Genomic DNA, 12,775 nt, shown 5'->3' with positions numbered 1-12,775 from the left:
CAGAGAGGCGGGAGACAGCTATGCCGTCGTACATCACCGTGACCGCGCTGAGCCACCCCGGGCTGCTCCGTGATCACAACGAGGACAGCCTTGTGGTCGGTCCGTGGACGCTGTGCGGCACCGTGACCGAGAACCCGCAGACGCTGGTGTTCCCGCTCGGTACACCGCTCGTCGTGGCGGTCGCCGACGGTATCGGCGGCCAGCCGGCCGGCGAGGTGGCCAGCGCCCTGACCGTCCGGCAGCTGGCCTCCTGCGGCCCTTCACTGGACAGCGAGCAGGCCGTCCGTGACGCCCTGAACCTCTGCAATCACGCGGTGTACGCGGCCGCCGGCCGCGACCCGGAGCTGATCACCATGGGCACCACGGTCGCCGGCGCCGTGGTGCTGTCGGAGTCGCTGCTGGTGTTCAACGTCGGCGACAGCCGGGTGCTCGACGCGACCGAGCACGGCCTTCGCCAGGTGAGCGTCGACGACAGTCCGCCCCTGGCACCGGGACGGCGCACCACCTCCCTGGTCACCCAGGCGCTCGGCGGCGCTCCGGAGTTCAGCGCCATCACCCCGCACGTCATGACCTCGCCGCTGTCCGCCGGCGACCGCTACCTGGTGTGCACCGACGGTCTGACCGACCCCGTGCCGGAGGACGCGCTCGACGACCTGCTACGGGCCCATGACGGCGGCCGGGCCGCCTTCGAACTGTGGAAATCAGCCATCGAGGCGGGCGGTCCGGACAACATCACGCTGGCGTTGATCGGCATCGGCGGGTAGGGCGCCGAGCGCGGCGGTGAGCCGGGGGACGGGTCGCCGGTCCGCCGGGGAGCCGATGCGCCGCGCCCCGGGAACTCCCCCGGCCGATCGCCCGACTGCTGAGGTGTGAGCCGTGCCGTTCATGGCAACGGCCTTGACACCAAGGGGCGTTGAAACGTGAAAGCTGAGGATGCGGACCCGGGGAGGAGCCGCCGTCGGCTGCTGCGGACCGCGGTGGCGGGCACGCTGGGGGCGGCGGCCGTTGGCGCCGGAAGCCCGGCCCGCGCCGCGGAGCGCGTGAGCGCCGGCGCACCGGCCGGGGCGCGGCCGAGCGTGGCGGTGCTGCTGTACGACGGGTTCACCGCGCTGGACGCCATCGGGCCGTACGAGGTGCTGTGCCGGGTGCCGGGCGTACGGGTGACGATGGTGGCCCGGCAGGCCGGGCCGATACGCACGGACACCGGGGAGCTGGAGATCGTCGCCGAAGGGTCCCTGTGTGACGTCCACCAGGCCGATGTGCTGCTGGTGCCCGGCGGTGGCGAGCGGGGGACCACCGCGATGATGAAGGACCGCGAGGTGCACGCCTGGATCCGGCGCATACACCGGCACAGCGTCTGGACCACCTCGGTGTGCACCGGTTCGCTGATCCTCGGCTCGGCCGGTCTGCTGCGCGGCCTCCCGGCCACCACGTACTGGGCCTCGCGCCCGTATCTGAAGGAGCTCGGCGCCGTCTACACCCCCGGCCGCTTCGTCGAGACCGGGAAGATCATCACCGCGGCCGGGGTGTCCGCGGGTATCGATATGGGCCTGCACCTCGCTGCCCGTCTGTCCGACGAGAAGGTGGCCCAGGCGATGCAGCTCGCCGTCGAGTACGACCCCGACCCTCCGTACGACACGGGCAGTCCGGAGAAGGCCGATGCCGAACTGGAGCAACTGGCACTGAAGTTGCTCGCGGACTCGGCGCGTTAGGAGGGCCGGGAAGCCGGCCGGTGTGGTCCGTGGTCGTCGGGCCGCGGTGGGGCGCGGCTGTCGTGCGCGGCCGGTCAGCCTTTCAATGCCAGGACGATCACTGCCCCCACGCCGCCGGCGACCAGGGCGAAGGCCGCCGGGAGCCATCCGCCGTTACGCCAGGGGAAACGCAGGTCGAGCGAGAGGCGGCCGGGGCCCACGGCCGCGATGGTGAGCGCGGCGACGGCGATGGTCATGGGGTATTCGAAGCCGCCCTTTTCGGCCCACAGACCGTGGTCGGCGGCCAACGCCATGGCGTTGATCATGACGCCGATCAGGGCTGCCGCGGCCAGCGGGGTGAGCAGCCCGAGGGCCAGGCCCAGGCCGCCGAGGAATTCAGAGGCTCCGGCCAGGCCGGCGAAGAAGGTGCCGGGTTTGTAGCCCAGGAGGGCGAAGCCCTTTCCCGTTGCTTCCAGGCCGTGCCCTCCGAACAGGCCGAACAGCTTCTGTGCGCCGTGGCCCGCCAGGACCAGACCCACCGTCAGCCGCAACAGGAGCAGGCCGGCGTCGGCGGCGCGCACGCCCGGCGGTCCGGGGCCCGCGTCGGGGGCCGCGGAGTGACGGGCATGCTGACGTTCGTTACGCAGTTTCATCGTGGATCACCTCTTGCGCCGATGCCGATCCGGTCTGCCGGCGCAGATTGTCCGGGCCGCCGGTGCGGTCACACCGATCGACAGCCCCCTCACCATCGATACTCCGCTCCCCGGCAGGGCACGTCCAGGGTGGGGTGATGAGGCTCCATGGCGCCATCATGGCGCCATTGGTGCCACGTCTGCGCCACTGATGCTTGCCATGGCGCCACGGTGGTGCCATGATGGCGTCATGGACCTCACGCCGTATGTCGACAACCTCCGGCACGAGCTCGCCGTCGCCGCGGAAGCGGGTGGAGACGAAGCCCGTGCTCTGGCCGAGCGACTCACCGCACCCCTGGAGTCGGCCGCCCGGCTCACCCTGCTGAACGCGCTGTCCGCCGCCATGGGCGAGGTCACCCGCGACCTGGCACCGGGCTCGGTCGACGTACGGCTGCGCGGGCTCGACCCCGAGTTCGTGGTGACACCGCCGCCGGTCCAGGAGCCGTACGAGGCGGCCGTGGAGCACGGGAGCGCACCGAGCGGTGCGCCGGCGCCCGTGCCGCCCACCCCCTCGGACGCCGACGAGGGCGGCACCGCCCGCATCAACTTCCGTCTCCCCGCCCACCTCAAGACCCGGATCGAGGACGTCGCCGCGCAGGAAGGCCTCTCGGTCAACGCCTGGCTCGTACGGGCCGTCGCCACCGCCCTGGAGCCCGGCGCGCCCGCCCGTGCCTCGGGTCGCAGCCGCCACCGCGGTGAGCAGGGCTTCACGGGCTGGGTCCGCTAGCCGCGACCCGCCTTCGCGCCACTTCTTCTTCACTCCCCCGGCTCCCGCCGGGCGGAGCTCCACACCAGCGGAAACGCACACCGAAGCCAAGAGGACGGGACAGTCATGCCTACTTTTGACACCCCTGAACCGATCTCCGTCACCCTCGAATTCGACATGGGCTCCGCCCGCATCACCGCGAGCAAGCGCACCGACACGGTCGTCGAGGTCCTGCCGCGCAACGCCACCGACGAGGCCGACGTACGGGCCGCTCAGCAGACCAAGGTCACCTGCTCGGGCGGCAAGCTGCTGGTCAAGGGTCCCAGGAAGCGCTCGCTCTTCGGCAAGTGCGGCTCGCTCGATGTGACCGTCGAGCTGCCGGCCGGCTCGCACCTCCAGGGCTACTCGCCGATGGCGGACTTCCTCTGTGAAGGCCGCTTCGGGGAGGCCGCCCTCAAGACCTCGCTCGGCGACATCCAGCTCGACGAGGCGGAGACCGTCGACCTGCGGACCGACTTCGGCGACATCCGTCTGGACCGGGTGACCGGGGACGCCCAGGTCATCGCGGCGGGCCGGGTCGACGTCGGAGAGATCGCGGGCGCGGCGACGGTCAAGAACGGCAACGGCGAGACCGCGATCGGCGAGGTCACCGGTGACCTCAAGGTGAACTCGGCCAACGGCCGTATCTCCGTCGGCGTCGCGCACGCCGGGGTCGACGCCAAGTCCGCCAACGGCGGCATCCGGGTCGGCGAAGTGGCACGCGGCCAGATCGTCCTCCAGGCCGCCGCCGGCGATCTCGAAATCGGCATCCCCGAGTCCACCGCAGCCTGGCTCGATGTGCTCACCAAGGTCGGCAGCGTGCGCAACTCCCTTGCCCCGTCCCAAGGTCCCGGCGATTCCGGCGACACCGTCGAGGTGCGCGCCCGCACCAGCATCGGCGACATCGTGATCCGCCGCCCCTGACCGTCCGATCCACCGATCCCGCCACTCCATGACACTGCACCGAGAGAGGACTGTCATGCGCATGACCACTGCTACCGCCGTCTCGTCGGCGATCACCGCCACCGGACTTTCCAAGTCCTACGGCGACAAGGTGGTGCTGGACGGCATCGACCTGCACATCCCCGAGGGCACGGTCTTCGCGCTGCTCGGACCCAACGGCGCGGGCAAGACCACCACCGTCCAGATCCTGTCCACCCTCATCTCCGCCGACGCCGGAGCGGCCCACGTCGGCGGGCACGACCTGGTCCGCGAGCCCCGTGCCGTACGTGACGCGATCGGCGTCACCGGCCAGTTCGCCGCGCTGGACAACCTGCTCACCGCCGAGGAGAACCTGCTCCTCATGGCGGACCTCCAGCATCTGCCGCGCCGTGAGGGCCGCCGGCGCGCCACCGAGCTGCTGCGTCGCTTCGAGCTGACCGAGGCGGCCAGGAAGCCGGTCGCCACCTTCTCCGGCGGGATGCGGCGCAAGCTCGACCTGGCGATGACGCTGGTCGGCGATCCGCGCATCATCTTCCTCGACGAGCCCACCACGGGACTCGATCCGCGCAGCCGCCGCACCATGTGGGAGATCATCCGCGGTCTGGTCGCCGACGACGGCGTGACGATCTTCCTCACCACGCAGTACCTGGAGGAGGCCGACCAACTCGCCGACCGTATCGCCGTGTTGGACCACGGAAAGCTGGTCGCCGAGGGCACCGCGGATGAGCTCAAGCGCCTGATCCCCGGCGGCCACATCCGCCTCCGGTTCGCCGACCCGACCGGCCTCGAATCGGCCGCCGCCCTCTTCGCCTCCGCGGCGCGCGACAACGAAGCGCTCACCCTGCAGATCCCCGGCGACGGCAGCATCCCCGCCCTGCGGGCCGTCCTCGACGCCCTGGACAACGCGTCGGTCAGGGCCGAGGCCCTCACGGTGCGCACCCCCGATCTCGACGATGTCTTCCTCACCCTCACCGGCCGGGCCCAGTCCGGTGCCGAGGTCAACTCCCTGAAGGAGAACGCCCGATGAGCACGCTGTCCTACGCCGTCAGCGATTCGATGACGATGCTGCGGCGCAACCTGAAGCACGCGGTGCGCTACCCGTCCCTGACGGTCTCGGTCGTCGCGATGCCCCTCGTGATGCTCCTGCTGTTCAACTACGTCTTCGGCGGCGCGCTGGGGAGCGGTATCGGCGGTATGCCCACCGGCAGCGGCGCATACATCGACTACATCGCGCCCGGCATCATCCTGATGGCCGCGACCTCCGGAGCGCTGTCCACCGCGATCAGCGTCTGCTCCGACATGACCGAGGGCATCGTCAACCGGTTCCGTACGATGTCGATCTCCCGCGCCTCGTTCCTCACCGGGCATGTCGTCGGCAGCGTCCTCCAGACACTGGCCAGCATCGCGCTCGTCCTCGGCGTCGCGCTCCTGATGGGCTTCCGCCCCAGCGCCACCCCCGTGGAGTGGCTCGCGACCGTCGGCGTCCTCACCCTGCTCACCCTGGCGCTCACCTGGCTCGCGGCGGCGATGGGCCTGGTCGCCAAGAACGTCGAGACCGCCAGCAACATGCCGATGCCGCTGACGTTCCTGCCCTTCCTCGGCAGCGCCATCGTCCCGCCGGAGTCCATGCCCACCGGACTGCGCTGGTTCGCCGAGTACCAGCCCTTCACCCCGGTCATCGAGACGCTGCGCGGCCTCCTGATGGGCACCGAGATCGGCAACAGCGGGCTCATCGCGCTCGCCTGGTGCCTCGGCCTCACCCTGGCCGGCTATCTGTGGGCGCGGTCGGCCTTCGACCGTGACGCCAAGCGGTAGGCCGCCGCCGCGCCAGGCCACTTCGCCCCACCCCGCACGTCACCGATCCCGCACGTCACCGATCCCGCACGCCACCGATCCCGCACGTCACTCTGCATCCGCATCGGAGGACACATGCACCACGAACCGCAGGCCACCTCGTCCGAGACGGCCGCCCGGGAAACAGCGCCCCCCACCGAGCCGGTCACGCTGCCCACGACCCGCCCCACGGGCTGCCCCTTCGACCCGCCCGCCGAACTGGCCCGGCTGCGCGAGCGGCAGCCGCTCACCCGGATGACCTACCCCGACGGACACATAGGCTGGCTGGCCACCGGACACTCCGTGGTCCGGGCGGTACTCGCCGACCCCCGCTTCAGCTCCCGGCAGGAGCTGATGCACCACCCGCTCGCGGACGTCGGCGCACTGCCCCCCGCGACGGTCGGCGACATGACCGGCATCGACGCCCCCGAGCACACCCGCTACCGGCGGCTGCTCATGGGCAAGTTCACCGTCCGCCGGATGCGCGAGCTCACCGAACGCGTCGAGCAGATCACCGCCGAGCACCTCGACGCCATGGAGCGCCAGGGAGGCCCGGTCGACCTCGTGGAGGCGTACGCCCAGCCCGTCCCCGCGCTGATGATCTGCGAGCTGCTGGGTGTGCCCTACGCCGACCGGGAGCTCTTCCAGCGTCATACAACGACGTTGCTCACCCAGAGCACCGACCAGGAAGCGCAGTACGCCGCCCTGACCGCGCTTCAGGAGTACCTGCACGCGCTGGTGCTCGCCAAGCGCGCCGAGCCCACCGACGATCTGCTCGGCGACCTGACCACCAGCGACCTCACCGACGAGGAGCTCACCGGCATCGGAGGCCTCCTGCTGGCCGCCGGCCTCGACACCACCGCCAACATGCTCGCGCACGGTACTTTCGCGCTGCTGAGCAACCCGGACCAGCTCGCCGCCCTGCGGTCCGACCCGGACCTCGCCGACCAAGCCGTCGAAGAGCTGATGCGCTATCTGACCGTCGCCGACCCCGCGGTGCGGTCGGCGCTCGAAGACGTCGAGCTGGACGGCCGGCTGATCAAGGCCGGCGAGACGGTCACCCTCTCGATGCAGGCCGCCAACCGCGACCCGGAGAAGTTCCCCGACCCCGACACCCTCGACCTGCGCCGCAAGGCCACCGGGCACCTGGGCTTCGGCCACGGCATCCACCAGTGCCTGGGCCAGCAACTGGCCCGCGTCGAGATGCGGGTCGCCCTCCCCGCGCTCCTCACCCGCTTCCCGACCCTCCGCCTGGCCGTCCCGGCCGACGAGGTCCCGCTGCGTACCGGCATGAACATCTACGGCGTGCACCGCCTCCCCGTCACCTGGGACAAGGAGTAGCCCGATGGAACTCACCATCGACCGCGACCGCTGCGTCGGCGCAGGAATGTGCGCACTGACCGCCCCCGGAGTCTTCGACCAGGACCCCGACGACGGCCGGGTGCTGCTGCTGGACGCCGAGCCACCGCCCGCGCAGGTGACCGCGGCCCATGAGGCCGCCGGCCTCTGCCCCGCCGGAGCCATCACGGTCATCGGGGATCCGCCCGGGCCGAGGCCGTAGCGGGCAGACGAACTGGAGTGCGGACCGAGGGGGAACCCGTCCGCGCTCCAGTCCGTCTTCCTGCATGTTGGCGTTGACCATCCATGGAGGAACTCGGTGGAGCACAGGCTATTGGGGCAGCGCTACGAGCTGGTGGAACAGCTCGGGCGCGGCGGTATGGGAACGGTGTACCGGGCCGTCGACCGCCGGTTGCGCCGTACCGTCGCCGTCAAGACCCTCTCCGCCGAGTTGGCGCTGCAACCCGAGTTCCTCTCCCGGTTCCAGCGCGAGGCGCATGCCGCCGCCGCGCTCAACCACCCTGGTGTGGCCACCGTTCATGACGTGGGTGAGGACGCCGGCGGCGGCTCGGCCGAGCCCTTTCTCGTCATGGAGTACGTGGAAGGCCGAACCCTCAGCCAGGTCCTGAACGAGGGCCGGCTGCCGGTGGCGCAGGCGCTCGACATCGCGGGCCAGGTGCTGGAGGCGCTGGAGCACAGCCACCGGCACGCCATCGTGCACCGGGACATCAAGCCCGCCAATGTGATGCTCACCGGCACCGGGAAGATCAAGGTCGTCGACTTCGGCATCGCCAAGGCGCTCAGCGAGATGGCCACCCGGCTGACCGGAACGGGCGTGGCGGTCGGCACACCCGCCTATCTGGCCCCGGAGCAGATCAGGGGCGGCGAGACCGATCACCGCACGGACCTGTACGCCGTGGGCTGTCTGCTCTACGAGCTGCTGACCGGGCACCCCCCGTACACCGGAGATTCACCGTTCGCCGTCATGCACCAGCATCTGGCCGCGGAACCGGTGCCGCCCTCGCAGCTCCGCCCCGAGCTGCCGCCCGCCGTGGACGCGGTGATCGTCCGGGCGCTGCACAAGGACCGGCAGGACCGCTTCGCGGAGGCCTCGGCGATGAAGGCGGCACTCGACGGAGCGTCCCGGGTCGCACCGGCCGCCCCCGTACGCACCCCCACCACGCTCGACCCCATGGCCGGGTCGCCTGCCCGGGCGGCGGCCGACTCCCCGGTGCCTTCCCGACGCGGACCGGCGCCGCAGCGCGCGCGTCGCAGGCCGGCGCGGGTGGTGTTCCGGCCGACGGCCGAGGGGGCGGTCGCGCTGCTCGGCTGCTTCCTTTCCCTGCTGATATCCCGGACCGGGGCGATCGAGGTCGGCCAGTTCTCCCGTGTCGCCCTGCTCGCGGGAATCGCGGGCGCCGTGCTCCTGCTGTGGTCGGCGCGGCTCGCGTGCGCGGTGGCATGGGGCCCGGTGGCGGAGTTTGTGGCGGTGTTCTCCGAGCTCGCCCGTGGCTACATCGGCTGGGACACCCTCTACGTCATCGTCGCCCTGGTCCTGGGGATCGTCGCCGCACTCTGTCTCGCCGCCGGGTACAAGGACCGGCGCACGGGCGGATTCGCGCTGGTGGCGTTCTGGTTCACCGCCCTGGCCTCCGTCTGGTTCTTCCTCGACGACCTGCAGAAGATCGGCGTCTTCTACGTCCTGCTCCTGGGCGTCACGCTCGCCGTCGGCGCCCAGGAGCTCAAGGCACGCAGTCTCAGTTCCCGGGCCGGCGCCTGAGCGGAGCGGTCAGGCCGATGGCGAGGAACGCACCGACGGCGGCGAGGCAGAGCCAGGCAAAGGTGTCGCCGATCCGGTCGTAGAGCGTGGTGACACCCCGGGTCGGCACATAGGCCACCGTCGTTTGCTGATCGGTGGTGAAGTAGTCCGTGGTGGCGAGGACATGCCCCTGGTTGTCGAAGGCGGCCGAGACGCCCTCGGAATCCTGGCGGACCACCGCGTATCCGCCTTCGACGGCGCGCAGCGCGGCCTTTCGGGTGTGGGCGCGCCCGTATTCCTGCCAGTCGTGCGAGGGGACGAGCATGATGTCGGCCCGGACGCGCATCATGCCGGGGAAATCCGCGTCGTAGCAGATGACGTTCGCGAGCCGGCCGTACGGAGTGTCCACGACGGGGACCCGGCCGTCGCCGGGGGTGAAGGGCTCCGAGCCGGGGATCGGGTGGGCCTTCTGGTAGGTCCAGATGACCTTTCCGTGGGGGTCGATGAGGAGCGTCTCGTCGCGGCCGTATCCCGGTGCGACCGTGTTGTACACCTCGACGCCGATCTCCAGGTAGATCCCGGATCGACGGGCCCGGTCCCGGGCCGCGGCGATGGTGGCCGCTTCGTTCGCCGCCAGTGTCTTGACGGCCTCCTCGGGCCAGACCACGATCTTCGCCCCGGCCTCGGCCTCCCGCCGGGTAGCGGCCAGCAGGCTGTTGCGCACCGCGGTCATGGCCGGCTGCACCGTCGAGGGAGCCGCGGCGGCGATGTCGCGACGACCACCACCGGGAATCCGCGCGATCGCCGCCTTCTGGGCGCGGATCACCGAGGCGTCGGCGGTGACGCCGGCGATCCGCACCGTCGGCGCCTCGGGCGGGAAGAAGGCGAGCCGTGCCCCGCCGCCGAGGAGGACGGCCAGCAGGACGGCCGTGTACGTGAGGACGCCGCGGCGCGCCGAGCGCCAGGAGGCGGTCTCCCAGGCCCGGTTGGCCACACTGGCGCACCAGGCGATCAGGAATCCGACCCCGTAGGAGCCGGTGGCCGAGATGACTTGCAGCAGCGGCAGGTTCTCGTACTGCGTGACCGCCAGTGCGCCGTAGGCGGTGCCGAACGGGGACGGCAGCGTGATGAGGAATTCGGCTCCGGCGACCGCGGCGGGCAGGACCAGCACCGACATCCACGGGCGCAACCGGCCGATGAGCAGCCGGTCGAGCAGGAACGGCAGGGTCAGCAGCGCCGCGAGAGCGAGCGCGCCCGCGAGGGTGACGGCGGTGAATCCGAGCGCCGACTCGAAGAGCCAGAACGCTGCCGCGGCGGTGTTGGCCAGCCAGATCCACAGCGCGCCCGACCCTGCGCGGCCGGTGCGGGTGAAGCGCAGCAGCAGCACCGGGAAGATCCATGCCGCGGCGGCGATGTCCCAGCGGCCGCCGACCGCGAAGAGCTGGGCCGCGGCTCCGAGAGCCAGCAGTGCGTAGCGCCGCCAAGTCGGCGTGGTGGGCCTGTCGTTGCCCATCGTGTTCATCGGTCCCTTCAGGTGTCGGCACCGGCCGCCGGCAGTCCTTCTCGGAGGCCGGGCCGGTCAGGATTCGACGCTAGGAGCGCGCGTGCGCACCGAACGTCGTCCTGGTTGCCGATCTGCCGCGGGCCCGCGCAACTTTCGATGCGGCCCCGCGGAGGATCACGCCCCGCTCGGGGATGGCTAGCCTTGGCGCCCAGAGATGAACACAGATCCGAGAGCAGCCCTGCAGGGCGCGTACCGCCGGTTCGCCGGCCGGCCCTGGCTGACCGACCTCGCGCTCGGCGGCGGGCTGACCGCCTTCGACGTGGCGACGCTGCCGGCCAGGGACCCGGCACCGGGCCCGGCCGGCGTGGCGCTCTGGGCCCTGCAGACCCTTCCGCTGTTCTGGCGCCGCCGGCACCCCCGTGCGGTCCTGGGCGCCATGACCGTCGCCTTCGTCCTCTTCGAGACGCTCGATCCGGTCCCGGGGAAGACACCGGGACCGTACTTGCTGATCTTCGCGGTGTACGCGCTCGCCCGGTACACCCCGGTGACGGTGAGCCTGCCGGGAGCCGTGCTGTCGCTCACCACGGCGGTGGCGACGGACCTTCTCAGCGGCCGGTCCGGGCCGCCCCGGCTCGGCTCGCTGGAGCCGATCACGGCGACGACATTCGTCGCCTTCTACGGCGTCGCCTGGCTCCTGGGCCACGGGCGGCGGCGGATCGACATCCATGCCGGCCGGCTGCGCGAGCTCAACGACCGTCTCCGCGCCGAGCGGGAGATCAACGCGCGGCAGGCCGTCGTCGCCGAGCGGGCCCGTATCGCCCGCGATCTGCATGACGTGGTCGCCCACCACGTGAGCGCCATCGCCGTACAGGCGCGAGCCACCGAGGAGGTGCTCCAGGACGACCCGCCCGGCGGCCTGCGGGGTGTGGCGCGCATCGCGGAAACCGCCGACACCGCGCTCATCGAGATGCGCCGCATTCTCGGTCTGCTCACCGCCCGGCGTGCGGACATCGCACCGGAGCCGTCCCTTTTGCACATCGACCGGCTCTTCGGCGCGGCCGAGGCGGCCGGCTGCCGGGTGACCGCGACGCTGGACGGGTCGCTCGGTGACCTTCCGCCCGCGATCCAGATATCGGCCTACCGCATCGTGCAGGAGGCACTGACCAACGTCCTCAAGCACGCCGGCCCCACCGACGTACTGATCGCCCTGCGCCATGACCGGTCGACGCTGACCATCGAGGTCGAGAACGGACCACCGTCCCCGGGGGGACCGCCGTCCGGTCACCGGCCTGTACCCGGCTCCGGCCGCGGTCTGATCAATATCCGCGAACGCGTCGCGGCCTTCGACGGCACCTCGCACGCCGGCCCGCACCCGCGCGGCGGATGGCAGGTCACCGCCACCCTTGCCGGGATCTCCGGCGACTCCCCGGTGCCGGTCGCTCCGCCCCGGAAGGCGCCCTCGTGACCACGCGTGTGCTCATCGTCGACGACCAGGAGATGGTCCGGGAGGCGCTGCGCGCCGTCATCGACCGCCGCGACGAATTCACCGTCGTCGGTGATGCCGCCGACGGCGAGCAGGCGGTCGCCATGGCCTTCGACCTTCGGCCCGACGTCGTGGTCATGGACGTCCGGATGCCCGGCATGACCGGAGTCGAGGCCACCCGGCGCATTCTCACCCACTGGCCACGACCCGAACCGCCACCCCGCATCCTCGTCCTCACCACCTTCGATCTGGACGAATATGTGCACGCGGCGCTGCGGGCGGGCGCCTGCGGCTTCCTGCTGAAGAACAGTCCACCCGACCAACTCGCCCATGCCCTCCGCGTCGTCGCCGACGGGGAGGCCATGCTCGCCCCGAGCGTCACCCACCGGCTCATCGGCGCCTTCACCGCACTGCCCGCCGGGCTCGTTCCCGGCACGCCCCGCCCGCAAGCCGGCCGCGACCGGATCACCGACGCGCTCACCGCACGCGAACTGCAGGTCCTCGTGCTGGTCGCACGGGGACGGTCCAACCTTCAGATCGCCGATGACCTCGGGCTGACCCAGGCCAATGTGAAGAGCCGGGTCAACCGCATCCTCACCCGCCTCGGCCTGGACAACCGCGTCCAGGCCGCCGTTCTCGCGCACGAGGCGGGGCTGCTCCCGGCCGATCCCCCCGAGGGCCCGCACCGGTGAGATGACCACTGGTCCGTCCGGGTGAAATCGGGTCGCCCCCCTATGCCGCGGCGTGCAGCGGTGGGTGAATCGTGGCATCCGCGCGACGGGCCGCCC

At 71.5% G+C, this 12,775-nt stretch carries 13 protein-coding genes; 11 read left to right on the top strand and 2 right to left on the bottom strand.

The features are described from left to right. Nucleotides 1–20: 20 nt before the first annotated feature. Together KI385_RS22340 and KI385_RS22335 are read left to right on the top strand one after the other, a co-directional pair. Complete coding sequence (locus tag KI385_RS22340) at nt 21–764, top strand: PP2C family protein-serine/threonine phosphatase (RefSeq protein WP_238573943.1); 744 nt, start codon at nt 21–23, stop codon at nt 762–764. Nucleotides 765–920: 156 nt separating this feature from the next. Further along, on the top strand, nt 921–1,712 hold the full coding sequence (locus KI385_RS22335) for a DJ-1/PfpI family protein (RefSeq protein WP_238573942.1): 792 nt from the start codon (nt 921–923) through the stop codon (nt 1,710–1,712). A gap of 74 nt (nt 1,713–1,786) precedes the next feature. Here KI385_RS22335 and KI385_RS22330 read toward each other — a convergent pair whose 3' ends face one another. Next, on the bottom strand, nt 1,787–2,344 hold the full coding sequence (locus KI385_RS22330) for a DoxX family protein (RefSeq protein WP_238573941.1): 558 nt from the start codon (nt 2,342–2,344) through the stop codon (nt 1,787–1,789). A 229-nt stretch (nt 2,345–2,573) separates the two neighbouring features. Here KI385_RS22330 and KI385_RS22325 point away from each other — a divergent pair, with 229 nt between their 5' ends. The 7 genes from KI385_RS22325 (at nt 2,574) to KI385_RS22295 (ending at nt 9,021) form a co-directional block, all read left to right on the top strand. Then, nucleotides 2,574–3,110, top strand: coding sequence for a hypothetical protein (locus KI385_RS22325; RefSeq protein WP_238573940.1), 537 nt, complete (start codon nt 2,574–2,576; stop codon nt 3,108–3,110). Between the two features lie 105 nt (nt 3,111–3,215). Continuing rightward, nucleotides 3,216–4,052: a DUF4097 family beta strand repeat-containing protein gene (locus KI385_RS22320; protein ID WP_238573939.1), complete on the top strand. Its 837-nt coding sequence runs from the start codon at nt 3,216–3,218 to the stop codon at nt 4,050–4,052. A gap of 61 nt (nt 4,053–4,113) precedes the next feature. Beyond that, nucleotides 4,114–5,097: an ATP-binding cassette domain-containing protein gene (locus tag KI385_RS22315; RefSeq protein WP_238573938.1), complete on the top strand. Its 984-nt coding sequence runs from the start codon at nt 4,114–4,116 to the stop codon at nt 5,095–5,097. Next, on the top strand, nt 5,094–5,885 hold the full coding sequence (locus tag KI385_RS22310; RefSeq protein ID WP_238573937.1) for an ABC transporter permease: 792 nt from the start codon (nt 5,094–5,096) through the stop codon (nt 5,883–5,885). The genes KI385_RS22315 and KI385_RS22310 overlap by 4 nt, the downstream gene beginning before the upstream one ends. Before the next feature lie 114 nt (nt 5,886–5,999). Continuing rightward, nucleotides 6,000–7,244 carry a cytochrome P450 gene (locus KI385_RS22305; RefSeq protein WP_238573936.1) on the top strand — a complete coding sequence of 415 codons (1,245 nt, stop codon included), beginning with the start codon at nt 6,000–6,002 and terminating at the stop codon, nt 7,242–7,244. A gap of 4 nt (nt 7,245–7,248) precedes the next feature. Continuing rightward, on the top strand, nt 7,249–7,464 hold the full coding sequence (locus tag KI385_RS22300; RefSeq protein ID WP_238573935.1) for a ferredoxin: 216 nt from the start codon (nt 7,249–7,251) through the stop codon (nt 7,462–7,464). 96 nt (nt 7,465–7,560) lie between these two features. Next, nucleotides 7,561–9,021 carry a protein kinase domain-containing protein gene (locus KI385_RS22295; protein WP_238573934.1) on the top strand — a complete coding sequence of 487 codons (1,461 nt, stop codon included), beginning with the start codon at nt 7,561–7,563 and terminating at the stop codon, nt 9,019–9,021. Here the strand turns inward: KI385_RS22295 and KI385_RS22290 are convergent. Further along, a complete protein-coding gene (locus KI385_RS22290) occupies nt 8,999–10,522 on the bottom strand; it encodes a nitrilase-related carbon-nitrogen hydrolase (protein WP_238573933.1) in 1,524 nt (507 codons plus the stop codon). The genes KI385_RS22295 and KI385_RS22290 overlap by 23 nt on opposite strands. Nucleotides 10,523–10,718: 196 nt before the next feature. Between KI385_RS22290 and KI385_RS22285 the strand changes: the two genes are divergently transcribed. Next, entirely contained in the window at nt 10,719–11,969 is a 1,251-nt protein-coding gene (locus KI385_RS22285) for a sensor histidine kinase (protein ID WP_238573932.1), read from the top strand. After that, on the top strand, nt 11,966–12,679 hold the full coding sequence (locus KI385_RS22280) for a response regulator (protein WP_238573931.1): 714 nt from the start codon (nt 11,966–11,968) through the stop codon (nt 12,677–12,679). Before KI385_RS22285 ends, KI385_RS22280 begins: the two co-directional genes overlap by 4 nt. Nucleotides 12,680–12,775 lie beyond the last annotated feature (96 nt).

Origin of the sequence: Streptomyces inhibens (assembly GCF_022221585.1) — a bacterium.
GTDB lineage: Bacteria > Actinomycetota > Actinomycetes > Streptomycetales > Streptomycetaceae > Streptomyces > Streptomyces inhibens.
This window is presented reverse-complemented; position numbering and strand designations above follow the sequence as displayed.

Bases quoted from the DNA above. Each gene is read 5' to 3' on its own strand.
- KI385_RS22330 (WP_238573941.1), bottom strand. From the start codon at position 2,344: ATGAAACTGCGTAACGAACGTCAGCATGCCCGTCACTCCGCGGCCCCC.
- KI385_RS22290 (WP_238573933.1), bottom strand. From the start codon at position 10,522: ATGAACACGATGGGCAACGACAGGCCCACCACGCCGACTTGGCGGCGC.
- KI385_RS22325 (WP_238573940.1), top strand. From the start codon at position 2,574: ATGGACCTCACGCCGTATGTCGACAACCTCCGGCACGAGCTCGCCGTC.
- KI385_RS22315 (WP_238573938.1), top strand. From the start codon at position 4,114: ATGACCACTGCTACCGCCGTCTCGTCGGCGATCACCGCCACCGGACTT.
- KI385_RS22285 (WP_238573932.1), top strand. From the start codon at position 10,719: ATGAACACAGATCCGAGAGCAGCCCTGCAGGGCGCGTACCGCCGGTTC.
- KI385_RS22305 (WP_238573936.1), top strand. From the start codon at position 6,000: ATGCACCACGAACCGCAGGCCACCTCGTCCGAGACGGCCGCCCGGGAA.
- KI385_RS22340 (WP_238573943.1), top strand. From the start codon at position 21: ATGCCGTCGTACATCACCGTGACCGCGCTGAGCCACCCCGGGCTGCTC.
- KI385_RS22320 (WP_238573939.1), top strand. From the start codon at position 3,216: ATGCCTACTTTTGACACCCCTGAACCGATCTCCGTCACCCTCGAATTC.
- KI385_RS22310 (WP_238573937.1), top strand. From the start codon at position 5,094: ATGAGCACGCTGTCCTACGCCGTCAGCGATTCGATGACGATGCTGCGG.
- KI385_RS22300 (WP_238573935.1), top strand. From the start codon at position 7,249: ATGGAACTCACCATCGACCGCGACCGCTGCGTCGGCGCAGGAATGTGC.